Source organism: Streptomyces sp. AgN23, assembly GCF_001598115.1.
GTDB lineage: Bacteria > Actinomycetota > Actinomycetes > Streptomycetales > Streptomycetaceae > Streptomyces > Streptomyces antimycoticus.
Window position 1 is genome coordinate 1,975,266 of the sequence record NZ_CP007153.1, and the last position, 19,756, is coordinate 1,995,021.

At 69.5% G+C, this 19,756-nt stretch carries 16 protein-coding genes and 2 pseudogenes; 8 read left to right on the forward strand and 10 right to left on the reverse strand.

Annotation, left to right across the window (positions count from 1 at the left end):
- Positions 1 to 59: 59 nt before the first annotated feature.
- Positions 60 to 1,565: an aldehyde dehydrogenase family protein gene (locus tag AS97_RS08760; RefSeq protein ID WP_210564650.1), complete on the reverse strand. Its 1,506-nt coding sequence runs from the start codon at positions 1,563 to 1,565 to the stop codon at positions 60 to 62.
- A gap of 197 nt (positions 1,566 to 1,762) precedes the next feature.
- Between AS97_RS08760 and AS97_RS08765 the strand changes: the two genes are divergently transcribed.
- The gene (locus tag AS97_RS08765) at positions 1,763 to 3,637 is read left to right on the forward strand and encodes a GAF domain-containing protein (RefSeq protein ID WP_125759068.1); all 1,875 of its coding nucleotides are present in this window, start codon (positions 1,763 to 1,765) and stop codon (positions 3,635 to 3,637) included.
- 592 nt (positions 3,638 to 4,229) lie between these two features.
- The gene (locus AS97_RS08770) at positions 4,230 to 5,462 is read left to right on the forward strand and encodes an MFS transporter (protein ID WP_236669863.1); all 1,233 of its coding nucleotides are present in this window, start codon (positions 4,230 to 4,232) and stop codon (positions 5,460 to 5,462) included.
- Between the two features lie 188 nt (positions 5,463 to 5,650).
- Here AS97_RS08770 and AS97_RS08775 read toward each other — a convergent pair whose 3' ends face one another.
- The 3 genes from AS97_RS08775 to AS97_RS08785 form a co-directional block, all read right to left on the reverse strand.
- Complete coding sequence (locus tag AS97_RS08775; RefSeq protein ID WP_210564651.1) at positions 5,651 to 6,529, reverse strand: LysR family transcriptional regulator; 879 nt, start codon at positions 6,527 to 6,529, stop codon at positions 5,651 to 5,653.
- A gap of 851 nt (positions 6,530 to 7,380) precedes the next feature.
- Complete coding sequence (locus tag AS97_RS08780; RefSeq protein WP_210564652.1) at positions 7,381 to 8,235, reverse strand: alpha/beta hydrolase-fold protein; 855 nt, start codon at positions 8,233 to 8,235, stop codon at positions 7,381 to 7,383.
- Complete coding sequence (locus tag AS97_RS08785; RefSeq protein ID WP_247204287.1) at positions 8,232 to 9,509, reverse strand: amidohydrolase family protein; 1,278 nt, start codon at positions 9,507 to 9,509, stop codon at positions 8,232 to 8,234. The genes AS97_RS08780 and AS97_RS08785 overlap by 4 nt, the downstream gene beginning before the upstream one ends.
- A 35-nt stretch (positions 9,510 to 9,544) precedes the next feature.
- Here AS97_RS08785 and AS97_RS08790 point away from each other — a divergent pair, with 35 nt between their 5' ends.
- The 3 genes from AS97_RS08790 to AS97_RS08800 all read left to right on the forward strand — a co-directional run bounded on the left by AS97_RS08790 (position 9,545) and on the right by AS97_RS08800 (position 12,249).
- A complete protein-coding gene (locus tag AS97_RS08790; protein ID WP_210564653.1) occupies positions 9,545 to 10,147 on the forward strand; it encodes a TetR/AcrR family transcriptional regulator in 603 nt (200 codons plus the stop codon).
- A 170-nt stretch (positions 10,148 to 10,317) separates the two neighbouring features.
- Positions 10,318 to 11,628 carry an FAD-dependent oxidoreductase gene (locus AS97_RS08795; RefSeq protein WP_125759059.1) on the forward strand — a complete coding sequence of 437 codons (1,311 nt, stop codon included), beginning with the start codon at positions 10,318 to 10,320 and terminating at the stop codon, positions 11,626 to 11,628.
- A 360-nt stretch (positions 11,629 to 11,988) separates the two neighbouring features.
- Entirely contained in the window at positions 11,989 to 12,249 is a 261-nt protein-coding gene (locus tag AS97_RS08800; protein ID WP_059148569.1) for a hypothetical protein, read from the forward strand.
- A gap of 27 nt (positions 12,250 to 12,276) precedes the next feature.
- Here the strand turns inward: AS97_RS08800 and AS97_RS08805 are convergent, their stop codons facing one another.
- The 6 genes and pseudogenes from AS97_RS08805 to AS97_RS08830 form a co-directional block, all read right to left on the reverse strand.
- Positions 12,277 to 13,533, reverse strand: coding sequence for a helix-turn-helix domain-containing protein (locus AS97_RS08805; protein ID WP_185929959.1), 1,257 nt, complete (start codon positions 13,531 to 13,533; stop codon positions 12,277 to 12,279).
- Positions 13,534 to 13,588: 55 nt separating this feature from the next.
- Positions 13,589 to 14,191 (reverse strand): annotated as a pseudogene (locus AS97_RS08810) (IS5 family transposase); the annotation flags it as partial.
- 103 nt (positions 14,192 to 14,294) lie between these two features.
- Positions 14,295 to 15,194 carry an SDR family NAD(P)-dependent oxidoreductase gene (locus AS97_RS08815; protein WP_125759055.1) on the reverse strand — a complete coding sequence of 300 codons (900 nt, stop codon included), beginning with the start codon at positions 15,192 to 15,194 and terminating at the stop codon, positions 14,295 to 14,297.
- Between the two features lie 76 nt (positions 15,195 to 15,270).
- Entirely contained in the window at positions 15,271 to 16,008 is a 738-nt protein-coding gene (locus AS97_RS08820) for an SDR family oxidoreductase (RefSeq protein ID WP_086708599.1), read from the reverse strand.
- Between the two features lie 838 nt (positions 16,009 to 16,846).
- On the reverse strand, positions 16,847 to 17,854 hold the full coding sequence (locus tag AS97_RS08825) for an aldo/keto reductase (protein ID WP_210564654.1): 1,008 nt from the start codon (positions 17,852 to 17,854) through the stop codon (positions 16,847 to 16,849).
- Between the two features lie 77 nt (positions 17,855 to 17,931).
- Entirely contained in the window at positions 17,932 to 18,252 is a 321-nt protein-coding gene (locus AS97_RS08830; protein ID WP_059148564.1) for a hypothetical protein, read from the reverse strand.
- A 117-nt stretch (positions 18,253 to 18,369) separates the two neighbouring features.
- Between AS97_RS08830 and AS97_RS08835 the strand changes: the two genes are divergently transcribed.
- From AS97_RS08835 to AS97_RS47055, 3 genes and pseudogenes are all read left to right on the forward strand, one after another.
- Positions 18,370 to 19,128, forward strand: a complete 759-nt coding sequence (locus AS97_RS08835) for a TetR/AcrR family transcriptional regulator (protein WP_210564655.1) — start codon at positions 18,370 to 18,372, stop codon at positions 19,126 to 19,128.
- A gap of 166 nt (positions 19,129 to 19,294) precedes the next feature.
- A complete protein-coding gene (locus AS97_RS08840) occupies positions 19,295 to 19,489 on the forward strand; it encodes a DUF6192 family protein (protein WP_210564656.1) in 195 nt (64 codons plus the stop codon).
- Positions 19,490 to 19,629: 140 nt separating this feature from the next.
- Positions 19,630 to 19,731: pseudogene (locus tag AS97_RS47055) on the forward strand (GlxA family transcriptional regulator); the annotation flags it as partial.
- Positions 19,732 to 19,756 lie beyond the last annotated feature (25 nt).

Here is a 19,756-nt window from a genome sequence, read left to right on the forward strand (position 1 = left end):
GCGGGAGTGGGTTCATGGGGACCGGGGGCAAGCTGGTGGGGGTGGGAGGGGAGGGTCGGTCAGTTGAGCCGCCCGGGCTCGGTGTTCCCGTACCAGTCGACGTCGTCCGCGGCGGTCCGCACCACGACGGTCTTGATCCAGGTGAAGTCGTCGAAGGACTCCTGGCCGGCGTCCCGTCCGGTGCCGGACTCCTTGACCCCGCCCCACGGGAGCGACGGCTCCAGCCGGTGATGGTCGTTGACCCACACCATTCCGGCGGTGACGCGGTCCGCGACGCGGTGGCCCCGAGCGATGTCGCGGGTCCACACGCCGGCCCCGAGACCGAACCGGTTGTCGTTGGCCATCGCGACCGCCTCGTCCTCCCCGTCGAAGGGCACGACGACCGCGACCGGCCCGAAGATCTCCTCGCGCGCGACGGTCATGGACATGGTGGCGTCGGCCAGTACGGTGGGCTGCACGTAGTAGCCGGAGGCGAGTTCGGCCGGCAGGTCGGGGACGCCTCCGCCGGCGGCGACGCGGACACCCTCCTCGACACCGGCCGTGATCAGGCGCAGGACCTTGTCCCGCTGGACGTCGCTGATCAGCGGCCCCAACTGGGTCTCCGGTCGCACCGGGTCCCCGATCCGGATCGCCGTCGCACGGGCGCTCAGCGCCTCGACGAAGTCGTCGTAGACCCGGCGCTGGACGAGGAACCGCGAGCCGGCCACGCAGGACTGGCCGGCCGCCACGAAGGCGGCGAAGGCCGCTCCCTCGGCGGCGACCCGTGGGTCGATGTCGTCGAAGACGACGATCGGGGTCTTGCCACCGAGCTCCGCGGTGACGCGGGCGAAGCGGGCCGCTGTGGCGACCGCCGCGGCCCGCCCGGCCTCGGTGCCACCGGTGAGTGTGATCTTGGCGATGTCGGGATGGCCGGTGAGCCGTTCCCCCACCTCGCGTCCACCGGTCACGACGCGGACCACGCCCTCGGGCAGCCCGGCCTCGCGCAGGATGTCGACCAGCGCCAGCGTGGTCAGCGGTGTCATCTCGGAGGGCTTGACCACCACGGTGTTCCCGGTGGCCAGCGCCGCGGACAAGCTGCGCGCGAGGATCAGCAGCGGGTGGTTGAACGGCGTGATGATGCCGCACACGCCAAGCGGGGACCGCCGCTGATAGGTCAGATAGGGGCCGTCGCCGGGCAGAACGGCGTCCCGCTGGGTGGCCAGCAGCCCCGCGTTGTAGCGGAACCATTCCGGAACGCGCGACAGCTGCGCCCTGGTCTCGGTGATGGGGCGGCCGTTGTTCCGCGTCTCCAGTTGGAACAGCGCCTCGGTGTGCGCCTCGATCGCATCGGCGAACCGCAGCAGGCACCTGGCTCGCTCACTGCGCGGCATACGCGGCCACGGACCCGATGCGAAGGCCGCCCTCGCCGCCCGCACCGCCTCGTCCACCTCGACGATCGTGCTGTCCGCGACGGTGCGGATCACCTCGCCGGTGGCCGGGTTGATGATCGCCCGGACGCGGTGCGGAGCGTCGTCCGACGCCGTCGTGGCTACGGCGTCGGTGAGCGGGGTGGCGTTCTCGTTCATGGGCTGTCCTCACGAAAGGCACAAGGTCGGGGATGCGGGCGCGGTGGGAAGGGGGGTGGGCGCGGTGTCCACGCCTCGGCGCGGCGGCGTGCAGTCGAGTATTCAGACAGGACCTGGGCTGCTCCATGTTTCGGCTGACACAATCAGCCCGGGTACGTGTCATCGGCAACACTGCGCCGCGTGCCATGCTGGGGGGTATGCAGACGAGGTCGCCGGAGGGCCCGGACCCCGCGGGGCCGGGCGGAGCCGAATCGCACACCGAGCTACGCCGCTGGCTGGAGGCCGTACAGGCGCTGAGCACCGCGGTGAGCGCCGGGCACAGTCTGCGAGAGGTCCTCGACCTCGTCGCGGACACGGCGCGGGCCCTGCTGGGCTTCGACTTCTGCGGAGTCCTGATCCCCGACGGCTCCGGGCGGAATCTCGTCATCAAGGGGTGGAGCGGGCTGTCGGCCGAGTACGTGGCACGCGTCAACTCCGACCGCCCGGTGCGCCTGCACGGGGACGGTGTCCACCACGCGCCGTCGAGCCAGGCATACCAGTCGGGTCTGCCCGTCGCGGTGCGGGACATCGCCCGAGAGCCGCAGTTCACGCCGTGGGGCGGGGTCGCCAGAGAACAGGGCTATCGGTCGATGCTCTCGGTGCCGCTCGTCGCCGGCGGGGATGTGGTCGGCACACTCAACAGCTACCACTCAGCCGTCCACGACTTCACCGACCGCGAGGTCGAGCGGCTGACCCTGCTGGCCAACCACGCCGCGATCGCGCTCACCTCGGCACGGATGGTCGAGGAACTCCAGCAGCTGAACGTCTCGCTGCGCCGCCAGCGCGACCTGCTGACGAAATCGGAGCGGATACACCAACGTCTCCTCGCGGTCGCGCTCCGGGCGGGCGGCCTGGACGGCATCGTCCAGGCGCTGGCCGAGCTCGTGTCGCGGCCCGTACTCGTCGAGGACGCCCGGGGCGCCGTGCTCGCCCGGACCGGCTCCCCCTCGGAGCTGCCGGGCAGTGATGTCCGGGCCGCGCTACCCCTGGAGGAGGACCCCTCGGCCCCCCGAGCGCCCGGCACCGGCATCGTTCGCGCGGAAGGCGGATACATCGCCGCCACCGTCAGGCTGGCGGGGGAGGTGGTCGCCCGCGTGTGGCTGCCGCGCGGCGCCGCGTTCTCGTCCCTCGACGAACGGGCGCTGGAACACGCCTCGATCGTGATCTCGCTCGAACTCTTCCGGCTGCGCACCGGTACCGAGGCCGAGCACCGGCTGCGCGGTGAACTGCTCGCCGACATCCTGAACGGCGCCGCCGTCGCGTCCCGCCCGGTCACGGAGCGCGCTCGCCGACTGGGCCACGAGCTGTCCCACCCCCACGTCGCCGTCGTCGGACAGCTCGACGTGGCGACCGAATCCCGGAGGTCCTACGCCTACCAGCGGGCCTTGTCCCTGGTCTCCGAACTCGCCGCCGGATACACGCCGAGGCCCCTCGTCGCGATGCACCAGGGAGCCGTGGTCGCGCTGTGGCCCCTGGACAGCGTCCATACCAGAGCGTCGGCGGGCCCGGCCGGCGATACGGAGCACATGGAGGTTGTCGCTTCCTCGATCCGGCGTGCGATGGCCTCGGTCCCTGACGCGGAGGGAGCGACCGTCGCACTGTCCGGTGCCGATCGGCGGACCTTCCTCCAGGCATACCGGACCGCCCGCGGAGCACTCAACGTGGCGCTGCGCACCGGGCGTTCGGACACCGTCGTGACACTGGACGACCTCGGCGTGGCCGGCCTGCTTCTGCAACTGGGCGACGCCCGGCAACTGGTCGCCTTCGCCGACCGCACACTGGCAGCGGTCCGACAGCACGATCTGCTGCGCGGCACTCACCTGCTGCGGACGCTCCGCGTCTTCCTGGACAGCGAACTCAACAGGACAAAGGCCGCACAGCGGCTCAGCGTCCATCCCAACACCGTGAGCCAGCGGCTGCGGCGGATCGAGATGGTGGCCGGCCTCGACCTCTCCGCTCCGGCGACCCTCGTGGAGGTCAGCGCGGCCCTGACGCTCCTGGACGTGGCCGAGGGCAGTCACCCGGCAGGCTGAGGTCTCAGTTCCCCGCGGTGAGGTGGTCGATGACCTGTGGTAAGCGGTGGGCAGTCCACCGGTATCTCCTGGCGCCTGACCGCGCCGGCGGGTAGCGGGATGGTGTCCCGGTCGTGGTCCGGGGCTCGTGGGTCGAGGCGGAGGTGGGCTCGTCCGGTGCTGGAACTGACGGGCCTCGACCTGTCCGCTCCGGCAGCCATGGCGGAGGCCGGTGCGGCTCTCGTGCCCGCAGCGCCCCCTTCACCAGGTCGTCGGTGTCGGGTCGAGCCGGCCGCCCTCGGTGTCGTAGACCGGAACCTGCGCGGGCGGGAGCGCCCAGCGGCCGGGAGTGCCGGCGGCCGACGGAGCCGCCTGCCGACCTGAGTGACGCCGCCGCGCAGAAAGCCTCCTGACGGGCAGCAGCGCCCGGCGCGGGATGGCCATCTCCGAATGAGATGACTGACATCTGGATTCATCGCTGAGGAAGGGGAAGCAAGGGGAGCCGCCCAGCGCTTATCCCCCTGTGAGAGCAGCAAGGAAGTTGCTCGACCACCATCAGGCGTCCTTGTCGAGCCGTCCACCAGTCGACTCCCCCTCCATGAAGAAGGTCCCCGTGTCCCAGTCAACCGATCTCCGGACCTCGCGTCAGGGCGCGACCAGCGCAGAAGCCGCACACGGTGTGCCGGGCTGGCTGATCGCCCTGCTGGCCGTCGCCTCCGGTATGACCGTCGCCAACCTGTACTACGCGCAGCCCCTGCTGGCGTCCCTGCGCGACGTCTTCCACACCACGACGGCCACCGCAGGCGTGCTGATCACCCTCACCCAGGTCGGCTACGTCATCGGCATGCTCTTCCTGGTCCCCCTCGGCGACCGCCTGGAAAGGCGCAGCCTGATCACCGTCCTGCTCACGGTCACCACCCTCGCTCTGATCGCGGCCGGACTCGCCACGAACTTCTCCACGCTGCTCATCGCATCCCTCATCAGCGGCGCCACCTCCGTCGTCGCCCAGATCCTGGTGCCCTTCGCCGCGGACCTCGCCCCCGACCACGCCCGCGGCCGCGTCGTCGGCCGGGTGATGAGCGGCCTGCTCACCGGCATCCTGCTCTCCCGCACCGTCAGCAGCCTGGTCTCCGAGGTCGCCGGCTGGCGCGTCGTCTACCTCGGCTCCGCGGCCCTGATGGCCCTCCTGGCCATAGCCCTGCGGGCCGCACTGCCACAGCACGCGCCCACCACCTCCGTGCCGTACCACCACGTACTGCGCTCCACCATCACACTGGTACGAACCCACCCCGCTCTCCTGCGCCGCGGCCTCTACCAGGCAGCCATGTTCGGCGCCTTCAGCGCCTTCTGGACCACCGTCTCCTACGTGCTCACCGGCCCCCACTTCCACTACTCCCCCATCGGCGTCGGCGTCTTCGCCCTCGTCGGAGCCGCCGGAGCCGCCATAGCCCCGCTCGCCGGACACTGGGCCGACCGCAAGCTGACCCGACCCATGACCGGCGCCGCCTTCGCCCTCACCGCACTGGCCTTCGCCCTCGCCGGCTTCGGCCAGCACCACATCGTCCTGATCGCCCTCGCCGCCGTCCTCATCGACATGGCCGTACAAACCACCCTGATCCTCGGCCAGCACACCATCTACCAACTCGACCCCCGCGCCCGCGCCCGCCTCAACAGCGCCTTCATCGCCATCTTCTTCCTCGGCGGCGCCCTCGGATCCCAACTCGGCTCCATCGCCTACCGCACCGCAGGCTGGACCGCTGTCACCGCCCTCGGCGCCGCCCTGCCCCTGATCACCCTCATCTACTGGAGCACCGAGCACCGCCCACAACGCCGATCCACACGTTGAGCACCCGACGTCGGGAAGCTCGACGTACCGCACGGCCGCCGCCGAACACACCCGCTTCCGGCCCGGGGAGACTGACCCCGGTCTGAAGCGGGTGCCGGTGTCGGCCGCTCGCCGTGGGCTCGATCACGGCCGGGACGGGCGCCTGCCCCGCATCGAGGGCCAGGACACCCGTGAACGCGCTCCGCCCGTCAGCTTTGGCCTGGCGTGGGAGTGATGTGCCGCAGCAGTGCCTGTACCGCCGGGGGCGCTTCGCCGCGGGGCCGGGCCACCATGACCTTCCAGGTCGGTACGTGCTGGACGAACCTGCGCACGGTCAGGTCGGGGAATCGGGCGGCGATCGATGTCGGCATGACGCAGACGCCCAGATCGTGCCGGACCAGTTCGGACGCCGCGACAATGTCGTTCACTTCGAAGGTGGTGACGCGCTCGACACCGGCAGCGCGGAAAGCACGATCTACTGCGTAACGGATCGCCCAGCCGGATGTGAAGTCCACGAAGGGCAAGGGAGCGACCTCGGCAAACGCCACCACGTCGTCCTCGGCGAAGGCCCGCTCCGGCGAGGCCACCAGGACCATCTCCTCGCGTGACAGCAACCGGGTCACCAGACCCCTCTGCTGCTGGCGATCGAACGCGACCACAGCCAGATCTACCGTGCCTTCCCGCAGCGCCTGCCGAATATCGGCCACCGCCGCCTGCCTGAGATGGACGATCACGCCTGGGTGCTCCGCCCGCAGACTTGCCAGGGCACGGTGCAGACCAGCCCAGACGCCCTGCATCGTGCCGACCGTGACCAGTCCCCGGAGCTCCCCTCGTACGACGTCGACCGCTGCCCGGGCCTGCTCGGCGGCTCGCAGCACCGCACGCGCGGCCGGTACGAACGCCTCGCCGGCCGGGGTCAGCGCCACGCGGTGCGTCGTGCGTTCGAACAACTGGCTGCCCAGTTCCTTTTCCAGTGCGCGCACCGTGCTTGATACCGCGGACTGCACCACGTGCAGCCGCTGCGCCGCCGCCGTGAATCCGCCCTCCTCGGCGACCGCGACAACGACCTCCATCTGCCGCAGATCCATGTGCGCCTGCCGCCGCCTCTCCGATCGGTGAACTCAGCGAGGAGCCATCGCTCGACGAGATCATTCCACGCTTGAATCAGCCGGGTGCTCGGGCCGGACGCCACGGGCCGCCAGGTCGAGGGTCAGCCTGACAGCGTTCCAGGCGCCGCCCTGGGGACCGGCGGCCGACAGGTCCGAAGGCGGCGCAATATACCCGGTCGCTTCGAGCACTCCCGCCCCGTCGGCTCCGGTCGGCGCCTCACGCCGCATCGAACGGGGGCGTCACGCATCACGGTGCGGCAAGCCGGATGCCGTGTGGGCGGTCCAGCCAGGCTGTTCCCGCGGGGGCTGGACTCCGCCCTTCCCGTTGACGAACCCCGGCATCGGGTCGATTCCCTTGGCGTTCCTGTCCGCGACCGTCGCGACGCTGTGCACCGCGCGCGCAGAGCGGCAGCCCGGCCTCGTGGATCTGCGACCGCGGGCGCTCTCGGGGGGCCTCTGCGAGTCGCCGGCCATGAGCCCGCGCAAAGATCAGCCGTCTGCCGGCAGCTGAACCCCGGGCATCCGGACCTCGTCGGTGCTCTTGGCACGCACGACGGCCACCGCTCGGCCAACAGGCGTCCGCACCGCCTGGTCGTGGGAGAGACCGGCGACGATGTCCGGATCAGTCACCACCCGGCCGGCGGGCAGCCGTCGCCTTGCTCCGTTCCGTTCCTCCCCTGGGTGGCGCGCTTCCCGGCGCGACCGGCTCGGGCTCGAAACGCGTACCGGTCGGGTGCGGCGAGCGGTGCCAGGCACTCGGGGCGGCGGCACTGGCCAGGAGCGCCGCCGCCCGGCGCGGCGGTCAGGCAGAGCCGCGGCGTCCAGGCTGCTTACTGGGCACGGCAGGTCCTGAGGTAGCTGAGGAACGATGCCTGCAACCCGGTCACGTGGGTTTCGTGCATGAGTGCGCTGGTGACGGATCCGCTGCGTGAGGTGAGGCGGTGAAGGAACGTGGCCGCGTTCTTCGCGAGATTCTGGTAGATCGCCATGTCTCCGAGGATCTCTCGGTCGTTGAAGGTCACGTGAAGCTTGGTAGCGGGCAGGGTGTCACCCATTGCTTGAAGACGAGCGAAGACCTGACTGTCTGCATTGACGATGCCGGGGCTGCCCGCGCCGATGCTCTCGAAGAAGGTGCTCTTGGTGAGCCAGGCGTAGAGACTGAAGAGTCCGCCATAGGAATAGCCGAAGAGACCGTGACCGCTCGGGGCTGTGCCGTAGTCGCGTTCGATCCGCGGGTGTAGGTCGTCGGTAAGGAAGTCCAGGAACATATCCCCGCGGCTGTCGCTCAATTCGGCGAGGTAGGCGTCGGCTTGCTCGCGAGTCGTCGTGCCCGCTTCGACCCCCATCTCCACCGCATCGATGTACTCCTTCGCGATGGGTTCGCCGGGGGGCACGAGGTCGCGGTTGCGCAACCGCTCCCACTGCTCTGCTTCCTCGCCTGCGTAACCCACGCTGACCTGGACGTAGGGCTGAATCGACTGCATGGGGTCCAGTTGCGTGACGATGAGTGGGGCGGTCATGCCCACGGCCCAGTTGCCGTCGAGCACGTACACGACAGGCGCTTGCGCCGCGGCAGGGTCGTAGCGCGGCGGCGTGGTGACCCAGACGCCGTAGTCGTGCCCACCGCTTGAGCGCATCTCGAAGTAGTCGGTGTGGGCGAGGCAGCCCTGCCACATGGCGCTCATCGGAGGTCCTTTACGATTCGGCCGGCCTGGATGACGAGGACGGCGTTGGTGGGGTCGGAGAACAGTTCTGGGTCTTCGAGCGGGTTGCCGTTCCAAAGAACGAGGTCTGCCTGCGCGCCGGGAGTGATGACACCCACCTGGCCGGACAGGCCGAGGATCTCGGCGTTGGTCCGGGTCGCCGCCACGAGCGCGTCCATCGGTGTCTCGAGGGCCGCGCGCAGGCTGAGTTCCGTGCCGCGACGGTCCTGGGCCGGACCGATGAGATCGGAACCCAGCCCGATCCGTACTCCTGCGTGCTTGGCGACGGCGAGCGCCTTCGTCATCTGCTCGCGTACGCCCTTGACTCGGTCGCGGGTCGACTCGGCGAGACCGGCTCCGGCGGTGTCGTGCAGCAGTTGCTCGACGACAGCGAACGTGGGCACGAGGGCAACCTCGTGAGCGGCCATCAGGGTCGCTGTGGATTCGTCGAGGCTGGTGCCGTGCTCGACACAGCGCACCCCGGCCTCGACCGCATTTCGTATGCCCTCGTTGTTGTGGGCGTGAACGGTCACATAGGTGTTCCGTGCCGCGGCTTCTTGAACTGCGACAGCGATCTCTTCGACGGTGAACTGGGTGTCGCTCAGTCGATCATGTGCGCCCACCACTCCGCCGGTCACGCAGAGCTTCAGGAAGGAGGCTCCGCGACGGAAGGCTTCGCGGACGTTGTGTCGCAGCTCGTCCGCGTTGCCCGCCATCATGGAGAGGGCGCACAGGCCCGGGATGTGGTGGCTGCTCCACAGCTCGGTGGGTTCCCATTCGGCTCCGTAGTAGCCGTGCCCGCCGATCTGGCACTGAACAGGTCCGCACGACAACACGCGCGGCCCTCTGACCTTGCCCTTCGCGATCGCGGTGACGACACCGCCGTCGATCCCGCCGGTGTCGCGAACGGTGGTGAAGCCGGCGTCGAGCGTCGCGCCGGCCGTGGCGAAGATGTCCGCCGCGATCTCCGCGGCGCTTATCCGAAACGAGAAGTGCGGCTGGATCGGGCTCGACAGGCCCAGGTGGACGTGAGCGTCGATCAGGCCGGGCGTCATCGTCAATCCCTCGGCATCGAGGCGCTCGCCGTGCGCGCTGGAGGCACCGAGGTGGGTGATGCGGCCGTCCTCGATGGTGATGTCGAGGTTGCTGGGATCGCGCCCCGACCCGTCGATGACCGTCGCGCCGACTACATGAGCAGGTCCCATAGTCGATCCTCCGTCGTTGCGAGCTGACTGCGACCATGTGTGAAGCAACACGGAACCGCCAGTCCTTCTTTTCCAATGGATAAACTGTGGGAGTGATCCTGTCAACCTCGGAACGCAAGGGCAGCGCGCGCGAGCGACTCCTGGCACGGCTTCTCGACGCCTTCGGCGAGGCCCTTCCCCCGCCGGAGATGTCGCTCCGTGAGATCGCCGCCCGGATCGAGACCAGCCACGCCCTGCTGCGATACCACTTCGGGTCACTCTCGGGCGTCTTGGCCGCCATGCTCGAGGCGCAGCGATCCCGTGACAACGAGGCACTTCTGGAGGCCGCCCAGCAGAGCACCTTCGACGATTTCGTGGTGGCGATCTGGCGCACTTACACCCGGCCGGAGCGGCTGTCGCGTGCCCGCGGCTTCTTCTACGTCGCCGGACTGGCCGCGTACGGCCCCGAGGACTTCCGTGAGTTCGTGGAGTCGCTCGGTGACCTGACCGTGATGCTGTCCGCACTCGCGGAACGCGAAGGGCTCGACACGAAGGAAGCGCGGGATGTGGCCACCGTCACCGTTGCCGCGCTTCGCGGCCTCCTCTTGCAGGAAGTCCTGACTCCCGGAACCCGCTCGGAGGACGCGGTCACCTTGATCCTGCGCATGAGAGAGGGCCGATCCCTTCCACCATCACGTCCGGAGCGTTGAGCAGGCGCACACGCGCGCGACAACTGTTGGGTACGACGACAGAAAGTGGCGACAACAGTCGCCGGAACATGGCCTCTGAACTGCGTAATCTGCGGACAACGGGCGGAGCGGCGACCCTCCGCGCCGCCAGAGCGACCGTCTGATCCGGCAACGAGAAGGTGGGTTGGAACATGGCTGAGAGCACAGACGCTGTCGTCGTCGGAGCCGGGGTAATCGGATCCTCTATCGCTCTCGAACTGGTGCGGAGCGGTCTACGGGTCGTCGTGGTCGACAAGTTCGGCGGCGCAGGCAACGGCTCCACCAGCGCCTCGAGCGCCGTAGTCCGCTTCACCTATCCCACGATCGCGGGCGTCACCGCTGCTTGGGAGTCCCGTCACTGCTGGGAAGCATGGCGCGACCATCTCCAAGCACCCGCCGGTGAACCCCTCGCAGCGTTCAACCGCTGCGGCGTCACCATGCTGGACGTGGACTTCGCACCCTGCGGCATGTTCACGCGACACTTCGACACGGTCGGTGTCCCGTACGAAAAATGGGGTGCGCGAGAGCTGTCCAAGCGGTTGCCCGCCGTGGACACCGGCCGGTACTTCCCGCCCCGCCCCGTGGATGACGACGAGTTCTTCGCCGACGCGTCCGCTCGGCTCGGTGCTCTCCACACACCCGACGGGGGCTTTGTCGACGACCCGCAACTCGCCGCGCACAACCTTGCTACGGCGGCCCAGCGGCACGGAGCCGCCTTCCGGTGGAAGGCCACCGTCACCGCGGTGACGCGGCGCGGGGGACGCGTGCGCGGGGTGCGCCTCAAGGATGGAACCGAACTGTCCGCCGGGGTGGTCGTCAACGCGGCCGGCCCATGGTCGGGACAGCTGAACCGGCTCGCCGAAGTGGGCGGCGACTTCACCGTCGGTCCGCGGCCGCTGCGCCAGGAGGTGCACCACGTAGCGGCACCCGCCGGCTACCACGACGCCGGCGGCGACGGGCACGCACCGGTGCTGCTCGATATGGACCTCGGCACGTATATACGGCCCGAGGGCAGGGAGTTCCTGCTCGTCGGCGGTACGGAACCCGAGTGCGACCCGCTGGAATGGCTCGACGATCCGGACGACGGGAGTCCCACTCCGACCGTGTCGCGGTTCAGGACGCAGGTGACGCGGGCGGCTCGCCGACTGCCCGGCCTGCGCGTTCCCAACAAGCCTCGTGGTGTGGCAGGCGTATACGACGTGACCGACGACTGGACCCCCGTATACGACCGAACCGAACTTGCCGGCTTCTACGTGGCCATAGGCACCAGCGGGAATCAGTTCAAGAACGCCCCTCTGGTAGGCCGCCTCATGACCACCCTGATCCACGGTGTCGAAGGCGGGCACGACCACGACCGGAGTGCGCTCACGCACACCTGCGAACACACCGACCAGACCATCGACCTCGGTGCGTTCTCACGCCGGCGTCGGCCGGCCCCGTCCACGGGCACAGTCCTCGGCTGACGCCGGCCGCTGAGCCGGGTTCCCCGTCGCAGAGGATGGCTCGTACCCGGCGGTCGACCACCTGTGCGAACCTGGCGAGCCGGAGCTGGGCGACCCCACGCAGTGTGCGAAGCGCACATCAGCGGCACCAGCGACGTCTTCGACCAGCTAGCGGATCCTGCTCGCCGTCGCCGCCCCGGAAGCGTCAACAGCAGTTCTCCTCTCTGCTGGAGGCAACGACCGGTGTGGTGGGGGTGTCGCCTGTCCCCCGGTCGCGGTCCGGGCCGCCAGGGGCCGGTCAGGCGCGCTCGCGGCCATCCGGCAGCGCATCAGCCGCCTGACGGGCGAGAAAAGCACACCCAGCTGAAGGAGCCCACCCGCATGGACCACTACGTCGTCTCGGCCGACCTGGTGCCGGGTAACCGGTCAACGTTGCCGCGCATCATGGCGACTTTGCACAGCCGCAACGCCGACATCCACGAGGTGAGCTTCCGGCGCAGGCCCGCAGGCACCTCCGTCTTCAGCGCCGTAGTATGCGCGGATCCCGAGCGCCTTGATCATCTCGTTGCGGCACTGGGCAGGCTCGTACACGTCACGGGGGTGACGGCGCGGCGAACGCCGCAGGTTCTGCGGCGACCGTAGCAACGTTGCCCAGCTGCTGCCCCGTGCTCAGAACACCACGTCCGGCGCTGTCATCGATGCCGGCGAGCGGGGGTGCAACTCTGCCATCTTCAGGCCGAGATGCGCGGCCAGTCGGTCATCGCCGACGTCCAGTCGCAGTCCAGTGAGCTGCTCGACGCGATGCAGCCGTTTGTAGAGTGTGGAACGGTGGATATGTAGGGCGGTGGCGGCGTGCTGGGCATCGCCGGCGTGATCGAGATACACCCGCAGGGTTTCAACCAGCCCACGGTGCACGGGGTTTGAAAGCAGGGAGCGCAGCCCCGGGTGGATGCCCTCGGCAAGCTCGTCGGGGGTGAGCTTGCCCAATAGCGCGTACACGCCCAGCTGTGTATGAGCCACCACTTGGCCCAGGGTGCCCGTGATGCGGGCGACCTCGGCAGCACGGCGGGCTTCCTCGTAGGAAGAGTGGGCCTCCGTGAGGCGTGGGCGTGGCCCGCCTACGCCTACCCAGCACAGGGCGGCCCGTCCCGGGCCGAGTTCTGCGACCAGCTTTTCGCGCAGCACCTCGGCAAGCTCGGCGGCATTGCGCTCGATGACCTGGGAACGTGCCCCAGGCCAGATCGTCAGCAGAAGCGCGTGATCCGGGCGCGTCAGAGCCAATCCGCGCGAGGGGGGAAGCCGTCGTCGACAGTGGTCGACGGCGAGCTCCAGGGCCAGACGGCGTTCTTCAGCCAGAGGCTCGCCCTCTTCGCGCGCCACCATGGCTACCAGGACGGTGACCGGGCCGGCCACGGCGTGTTCCTCCTCGACGAGCGCGGCACCCGCCTCCGTCCGGAGTGCCTGGTCCGGGGCGATCAGGTCGCGGACCAGCTTCCTGGCGTGGCTGCGAGTCACTTCGACGCCAAGGTGGCCGCGGTGCAGGATCAGGGCGGCTTGCGCAGCCGCCTCGCGCAGCAACTGGACGGCCCGGTCGCCGATAGGGCCATCGGAGCCGATCAGCCATACGTAGCCGAGCAGGGCATCGTCGTAGCGGATCGGCATGCCGACCCGTTCCATCGTGATGCCGATCTGGGGGCACGGCGGAAGAGTGAAGACATCGGAAGCCTGGGCAGCGCCCTGCTCGCAGACGTGCGCGACCAGCGCGGTCGACACACCACGGTGCATGACCGATTCGATCCGGGCGTCGTCCACGTCGCCAGTGTGCGCGTTGTACGCGAGCAGCTTGAGTCGCGTGTCGTCGATGGCGATCGACCGACCAAGGCGGGCACCGAACGAGTCGACAAGTCGCTGCAGCTCCGAAACCATCTCGGCACTGTATAGGGGGCATCCACAAATCGGCATACGGCGTCGGCCCTCCATCGTGGAGGCGATGGCATCCGGCGAGCCAAGTCATCGTGCGCTGAATGATCCACCGGTGCCGGCCGAGCCGCTGCGAGGTTTCGGCGCCTGCGCCGGCGATGCGATGCCGGATGCCTCGCCGGGAAAGCCATTGCCACGGGTGGCGGTAGTCGTAGCCCTTGTCGGCGTGGAGCTTGCCGGGCTTGCGGCGTCGCCGGCCCCGGCGGGAGCAGAACGGAGGTATACCCTTCACGAGCGGGATCAGGGCTTGTCTGTCGTGCAGGTTGGCGCCGGAGATCCCGACAGAAATGGGCGGACCGGTCCGCTCGGTGATCAGATGGATCTACGAGCCGTACTTGCCTCGGTCGACAGGATTCGGACCGGTCAGGTCCCCCTTCTCACGGCCCGCATGTTCACCGAGTCGATCGCGCATCGCGACCAGTCGAGCTCTTTACGGGAGCCGAGGTCGTCCAGGACCAGCCGGTGCGATGTGGCCGACACCCTGGCCTTCGACCACTCGGCGAACCGGCGGCGAGCGGTCGCACCGGACGGTCCGAAACGACGCCGATGGGGCCTGCTGCCACGTACAGCCCGACGTCGCCACGAACACGATCGCGGCCAGTACCCGACAAGCTTGCCGTCCACTACCTCGCGGCGCTGAATCACACACCGCCGGGCGAGGGAGCCGACACGGTACGGTCGGCTTCATCGCCCGGCGGTGCGCAGTATCACGCCCCCGCCGGGTGCACGGTCAGCAGGTCGCCCAGGTCGATCCGGGTCAGGAACTCACGGCGGATCCGGTCTGCGACCGTCGAGACTTCCTCGGAGCCGTCGTTCGCCGGGTCTATGTGGACCCGGTACGGGCGCTCGCCGTCGGGCAGGGAGACGATGCGGGCGATCTCGTCGGAGACCAGCGATGCCTCGGCGCTCTCCGGGGCGAGCGTCGCGAGCTTCTGGGAGACCTGCTGGAGCAGCCCCGGATACTTGGTCTCGTACTCGGACTCGACGGCACCGTCGGCCGGGTGACCGGAGTGCGCGAAGTGGTTGGTGCCGCTGGTGAAGGAGCCGGGCACCACGATGGAGGTCTCGACGCCCCAGCGAGCCAGCTCGCCGGCGTAGCTGACCGCGAGGGAGTCCATCGCGGCCTTCGCGGCGAAGTAAGGGCCCAGGTAGGGCGGGGTGCCGCCCTTGACACTGCTACTGGACACCCAGACAACCAGACCCCGGCCAGCCTTGCGCAGGTGCGGCAGCACGGCACGGTTGACCCGCTGAGTGGACAGCACGTTGACGTCGTAGAGCTGGGCCAACTGCTCCGGGGTGAATGCCTCGGCCGGCCCGGTGACCATGTGACCCGCGTTGTGGATCACGACGTCGATGCAGCCGTGCTCCTCGATCACCTGCTTGACCGCCGAGTCCACCGAGTCGCCGGAGTTCACGTCCAGTTCGATGGAGCGCAGGTCAACGCCATGCTCCTTAGCGTAGTCGGCGGCGGCCTGCACCTGCGGCGCGTTCCGGCCGGCGGTCTCCCTCATACCGGCGTAAACGGTGTTGCCGGCGTCGGCGAGGGCGCGGGCGGCGAGAGCGCCGAAGCCGCTGGAGGCACCCGTGATAACGACGATCTTGCTCATGGAATCTCCTTGACCGCAGAGTGGATTACTAAGGTGCGTGAGGGTGGGTGGGTGCTGAGAGGAGTCGCCTGTGGACTCAGGCGATGCCACCGTTGGCGAAGAGGATCTGGCCGTTGATCCATCGGGCCGGGCCAGCCAGGAAGGCGACGGCCTCGGCGATGTCCTCGGGGATGCCGAGGCGCTCCAGCGGGGCCGCCTTGGAGAGGTTGTCGAGCGCCGTCTGGTCCTTGCCCTCCAGGAACAGCGGGGTGGCGGTGGGGCCGGGGGCGACGGCGTTGACAGTGACGTCCTTGCCTCGCAGTTCGCGGGCGAGGACCAGGGTCATCGCCTCGACCGCGCCCTTGCTCGCGGCATAGGCACCGTAGGTGGGGAACTGGAGCCGAGTGACGGACGTGGAGAAGTTGACCAGCGCGCCACCGCGGCGCAGACGCCGGGCCGCCTGCTGGGAGACGACGAAGGTGCCGCGGATGTTGGTGCGGTGCATCCGGTCCAAGTCGTCCAGCTTCAGCGTGGCGATCGGCGCAAGGAGCATGATGCCCGCCGTGTTGACGACGACGTCGATGCCGCCGAATTCAGCCTCAGTGGCGTCGAAGGCGGCGGCCATGGCCTCCTCGTCCGCCACGTCACCGCCTACGGCGATGGCCGCGCCGCCACGGGCCTTGATGGCGTCGACCGTCTCATTGGCCTTGGCCTTGTTGCCCGCGTAATGCACGGCGACGGCGTAGCCGTCCTGGGCCAGCCGGTCGGTCACGGCCCGGCCGATGCCTCCGGTGGCGCCCGTGACCAGTGCGACGCGGGTGTTGGTGTCCGTCATGATGACCAGTCCTTCGAGTGATGTGACAGTGCTCGACAAGCGGGGACGAGCTGTAAGCGGCGATGCCGCCTTGACGTGATCAACGATAACACACGACCACAGCATCGCCAACGCTTTTATGTGAGCATCGATAACGGCGCTGAGTGGAAGGGAGGCCCTCGATGCACCGCAAGTCTTCCGTCGGCACTTTCCGCAACCATCGAGCAGGCTGGATTTCAGGGCGTGCGACTGCCCGCACACAGGCGTAAGGACCCCAAGCGGGCGTACGAGAACCCACCGACGGCGTCAACGGACGTGACGGCTCACCCTGCGGCGGTCAGCTCCCGCAACCGGGCCACCGAGCGCCCGCCCGCTGTGGCCGACGACGCGCTGGCGCTGAAGGCCAACGGGACAACTGTGCACCCGGACTCATCGAGGCCCACGTCCACATTTTGATCGCCGGCCTGGACTTCGCCGAACAAGGCTCCTGGGAGCCGGCTGCGCCACCGTCCGCCCGCTGAAGGAGGCCGACCGCATGCCGCGGCTTCGCTACCGTCCGTTACATAGGCGGCCAGACCATGGCACGCCCGAGGCCCTGTCCGAGGGCCTCATCCACGGCGACCCGCGCCCCCTGCTGCGGCCACCGCCCCGGCTTCGCCCGTGTCGCAGACGGTGTCGACGCCGTCCATGCCGCCAGCACGCGACGAGTTCCGTAAAGGCGCGCCACCTCAAGGTTCTCTTGTCCGGCGGCGACGCCTCGCCGCACGACCCGGCCTCGGCCGACATGATGTCTCGCACGTGTCTGCCACGGGCCCGTAGTGAACCGGGCCCGTGGCTCGCAGGCGACTGCCGCGATACGTCAGCGTTCGCTGTCGAGCGTGGCCATCATGGGGGCGGCGTACCGCTCGCCCGCCGCCGCGTCGACCGGGACGACCTTCTCGATCTCGTTCAGCGTCGCCGTGTCGAGGGTGAGGGCTGCCGCGTCCAGCGACTCCGCCAGCCGCTCCCGCCGCCGCGCTCCCACCAGCGGCACGATGTCCTCGCCCTGGGCCGCCACCCAGGCGATGGCCACCTGGCTGGTGGTGGCACCCAGCCGCTCCGCCACCCGGCCAAGCGCCTCGACCAGACGCAGGTTGGCCTCCAGGTTCTCGCCCTGGAAACGTGGCGAGTGGGCACGGAAGTCATTGCCCGCCAGCTCGCGCGAGGGTGTCCAGTGGCCGCTCAGCAGACCGCGCGAGAGCACGCCGTACGCCGTCAGGCCGATGCCCAGCTCCCGCAGTACGGGGATGATGACCGCCTCCGGGCCGCGCGACATCAGCGAGTACTCGATTTGCAGATCGCAGATGGGGGCGACCGCGGCGGCGCGACGGATCGTCTCGGCGCCCAGTTCCGACAGGCCGATGTGGCGGATGTGACCGGCCTGGCGCATCTCCTCCAGCGCGCCGACGGTCTCCTCCACCGGGATGTCCGGGTTCAGCCGGGCCGGACGGTAGATGTCGATGTGGTCGGTCCCCAGGCGGCGCAGCGAGTAGGCCAGCCGGTCCTTCACGGCTTCCGGCGACACGTCGTAGGGCACCGGCTGGAAGCTGCCGTCGGGGGTGCGGCGGGAGCCGAACTTGACGCTCAGTACGACGTCCTCGCGCCGCCGTTCGCGCAGGGCGCGGGCGATGAGCATCTCGTTGGCGCCCGAGCCGTAGAAGTCGGCGGTGTCGATCAGGTTGACTCCCGCGTCGATCGCCGCGTGCAGCGTGGCGATGCTCTCCGCGTCGTCGGCCGGGCCGTACAGGTCCGACATTCCCATGGCGCCCAGGCCGATGGCGGAAACCTCGGGGCCCGAGCGGCCGAGCGTGCGCCGATTCACAGACATGGCTTTCTCCTTGTACGAGTAGTCGCGGGTCTTGGTACGGATACAAAAGGGGACTTGGCGCGGTTGTTCACCGCGGTTCAGAGGCGGCCGAGCAGGCCGGTGATGCCCATGCGGCGGGCCAGGCGCAGCCTCAGTTCCTCGGCGGCGCCGTTGATGATCTCGGCGCCGTAGTCGGAGCCGTCGGCGATGGCCCGGCGCGGACGCTGCCCCACGGGCAGCCCGGCGACCCGGACGACTTCGTCGGCCTTCCTCGCGTTGCGGCCCCGCGGGTCGCGCATCGAGGCGAAGACGCGGTGGCCGGCCCGGGCGAGCGAGACGGATGAGAGGGCTCCTATGCCGGTGCCCGCGCCGGCGACCAGAACCGTGCGCGAGGGGGAGGGCGAGGGCGCTGTGGACATGTTCTTCCTCCTTGACGATGGCGACGACGCGCCACCCTTCGGCCGTATCGGCGATCACCAATTCAACACATCAACGATAACATAGCGTCGATCACGGTCAACCGTTATCATCGATCCATGACGGCATCCGACATCGAGACGACCCCGCAGCAGCCGCGCGAGCGCATCCTCCGGGCGGCGGCGGACCTGCTGGCCAAGGGCGGACGCGAAGCGGTCTCCACGCGTTCCGTCAGCGCGGCCGCGGGTGTCCAGGCACAGACGATCTACCGGCAGTTCGGCGATATGCAGGGCCTGCTCGACGAGGTCGCCTGGCGGGGCCTCGCGGCCTATCTCGCCGAGAAACAGGCCAACCTCGCAGCCGGCGACCCCGTGGAGCAGCTTCGGCACGGCTGGGATCTGCACGTGGCCTTCGGGCTCGCCAACCCGGCCCTGTACCGGCTCCTCTACACCGACCCCCACCCCGGTGAGGGCTCCACTGCCATGGGCGAGGCATACGACATACTGCTGCACCTGGTCACCCGGGTCGCCGAGACGGGCCGGCTGCGCATGGGCGTCGAGGCCGCGGCGGCGATGATCCAGGCCACGGGCATCGGCGTGACCGTCACCCTCATAGGAGCGAACGCGGCCGGGCGGCTTCCCGAACACGAAGGACTGTCGGACAGCACACGTGAGGCCGTACTGGCGGCCCTGGTCGCGGACCCGGAGCAGGACCCCGCCGAGGACACGCACACGGCACGCGGCGCTCGGCACGCGGTGGCGCTCAAGGCCCTGCTCGACGCCCAGGAGGACCACGCCTTCACCCCGGGTGAGCACCTTCTGCTCTCCGAATGGCTGACCCGCCTCGCCTCCGGCACGATTCCCGGCAGCACCGGCTAGCCCTCTCCCGCCCGCGCCACCGCGCCACCCACCCGGCGCGGGCCCTCCACTCCCCCACGCGCGCCGACCCCACCCCGTGCACCGTGGTCTCTACGAGATCGAGGGCTGCCCACAAGCTGTGCGGCACGTACGAGGCGAGGGTCCCGGCGGGGCTGATCACCGTCGCGTGCCGGTAGACGCCCTCGAAGTCGCCCTGCCCGGCGACAGGCCGGTCAGCGGCCTGCGCGGCCATCGACCGGTCCAGGAGCAGGCCGCGCGGATCCACGACCTGGCCGCGGACGCGTTGCGGCGTCCGTCGGTGGCCGCGAAGGTCATGGCCGGCGATCCCACCCGGCAGGCGGTCAACCAGGCCCAGACATAGCCGACCCGCCGCAGTGAGCCGGCTGGGTCAGTGAAGTCGTCCAGGTACCTCTTGACCTCACCAGCTTGTTTGAAGGTGAGGAACGCGGAGACTAGCTCGACATTGACTGGGCGGTCGTCGAAAACCCAGAGGCACCGCCGGCCATCCCGCCGGCCCGGGCCGGGCTCCTGGACGGCCGGCGGGTCACGACACACTGGGCGTGCTGCGACCAGCCCGCCCGGGACCACCCCGCCGTCGGAGTATGTACGGCCGGGCATCCTTCGAGCT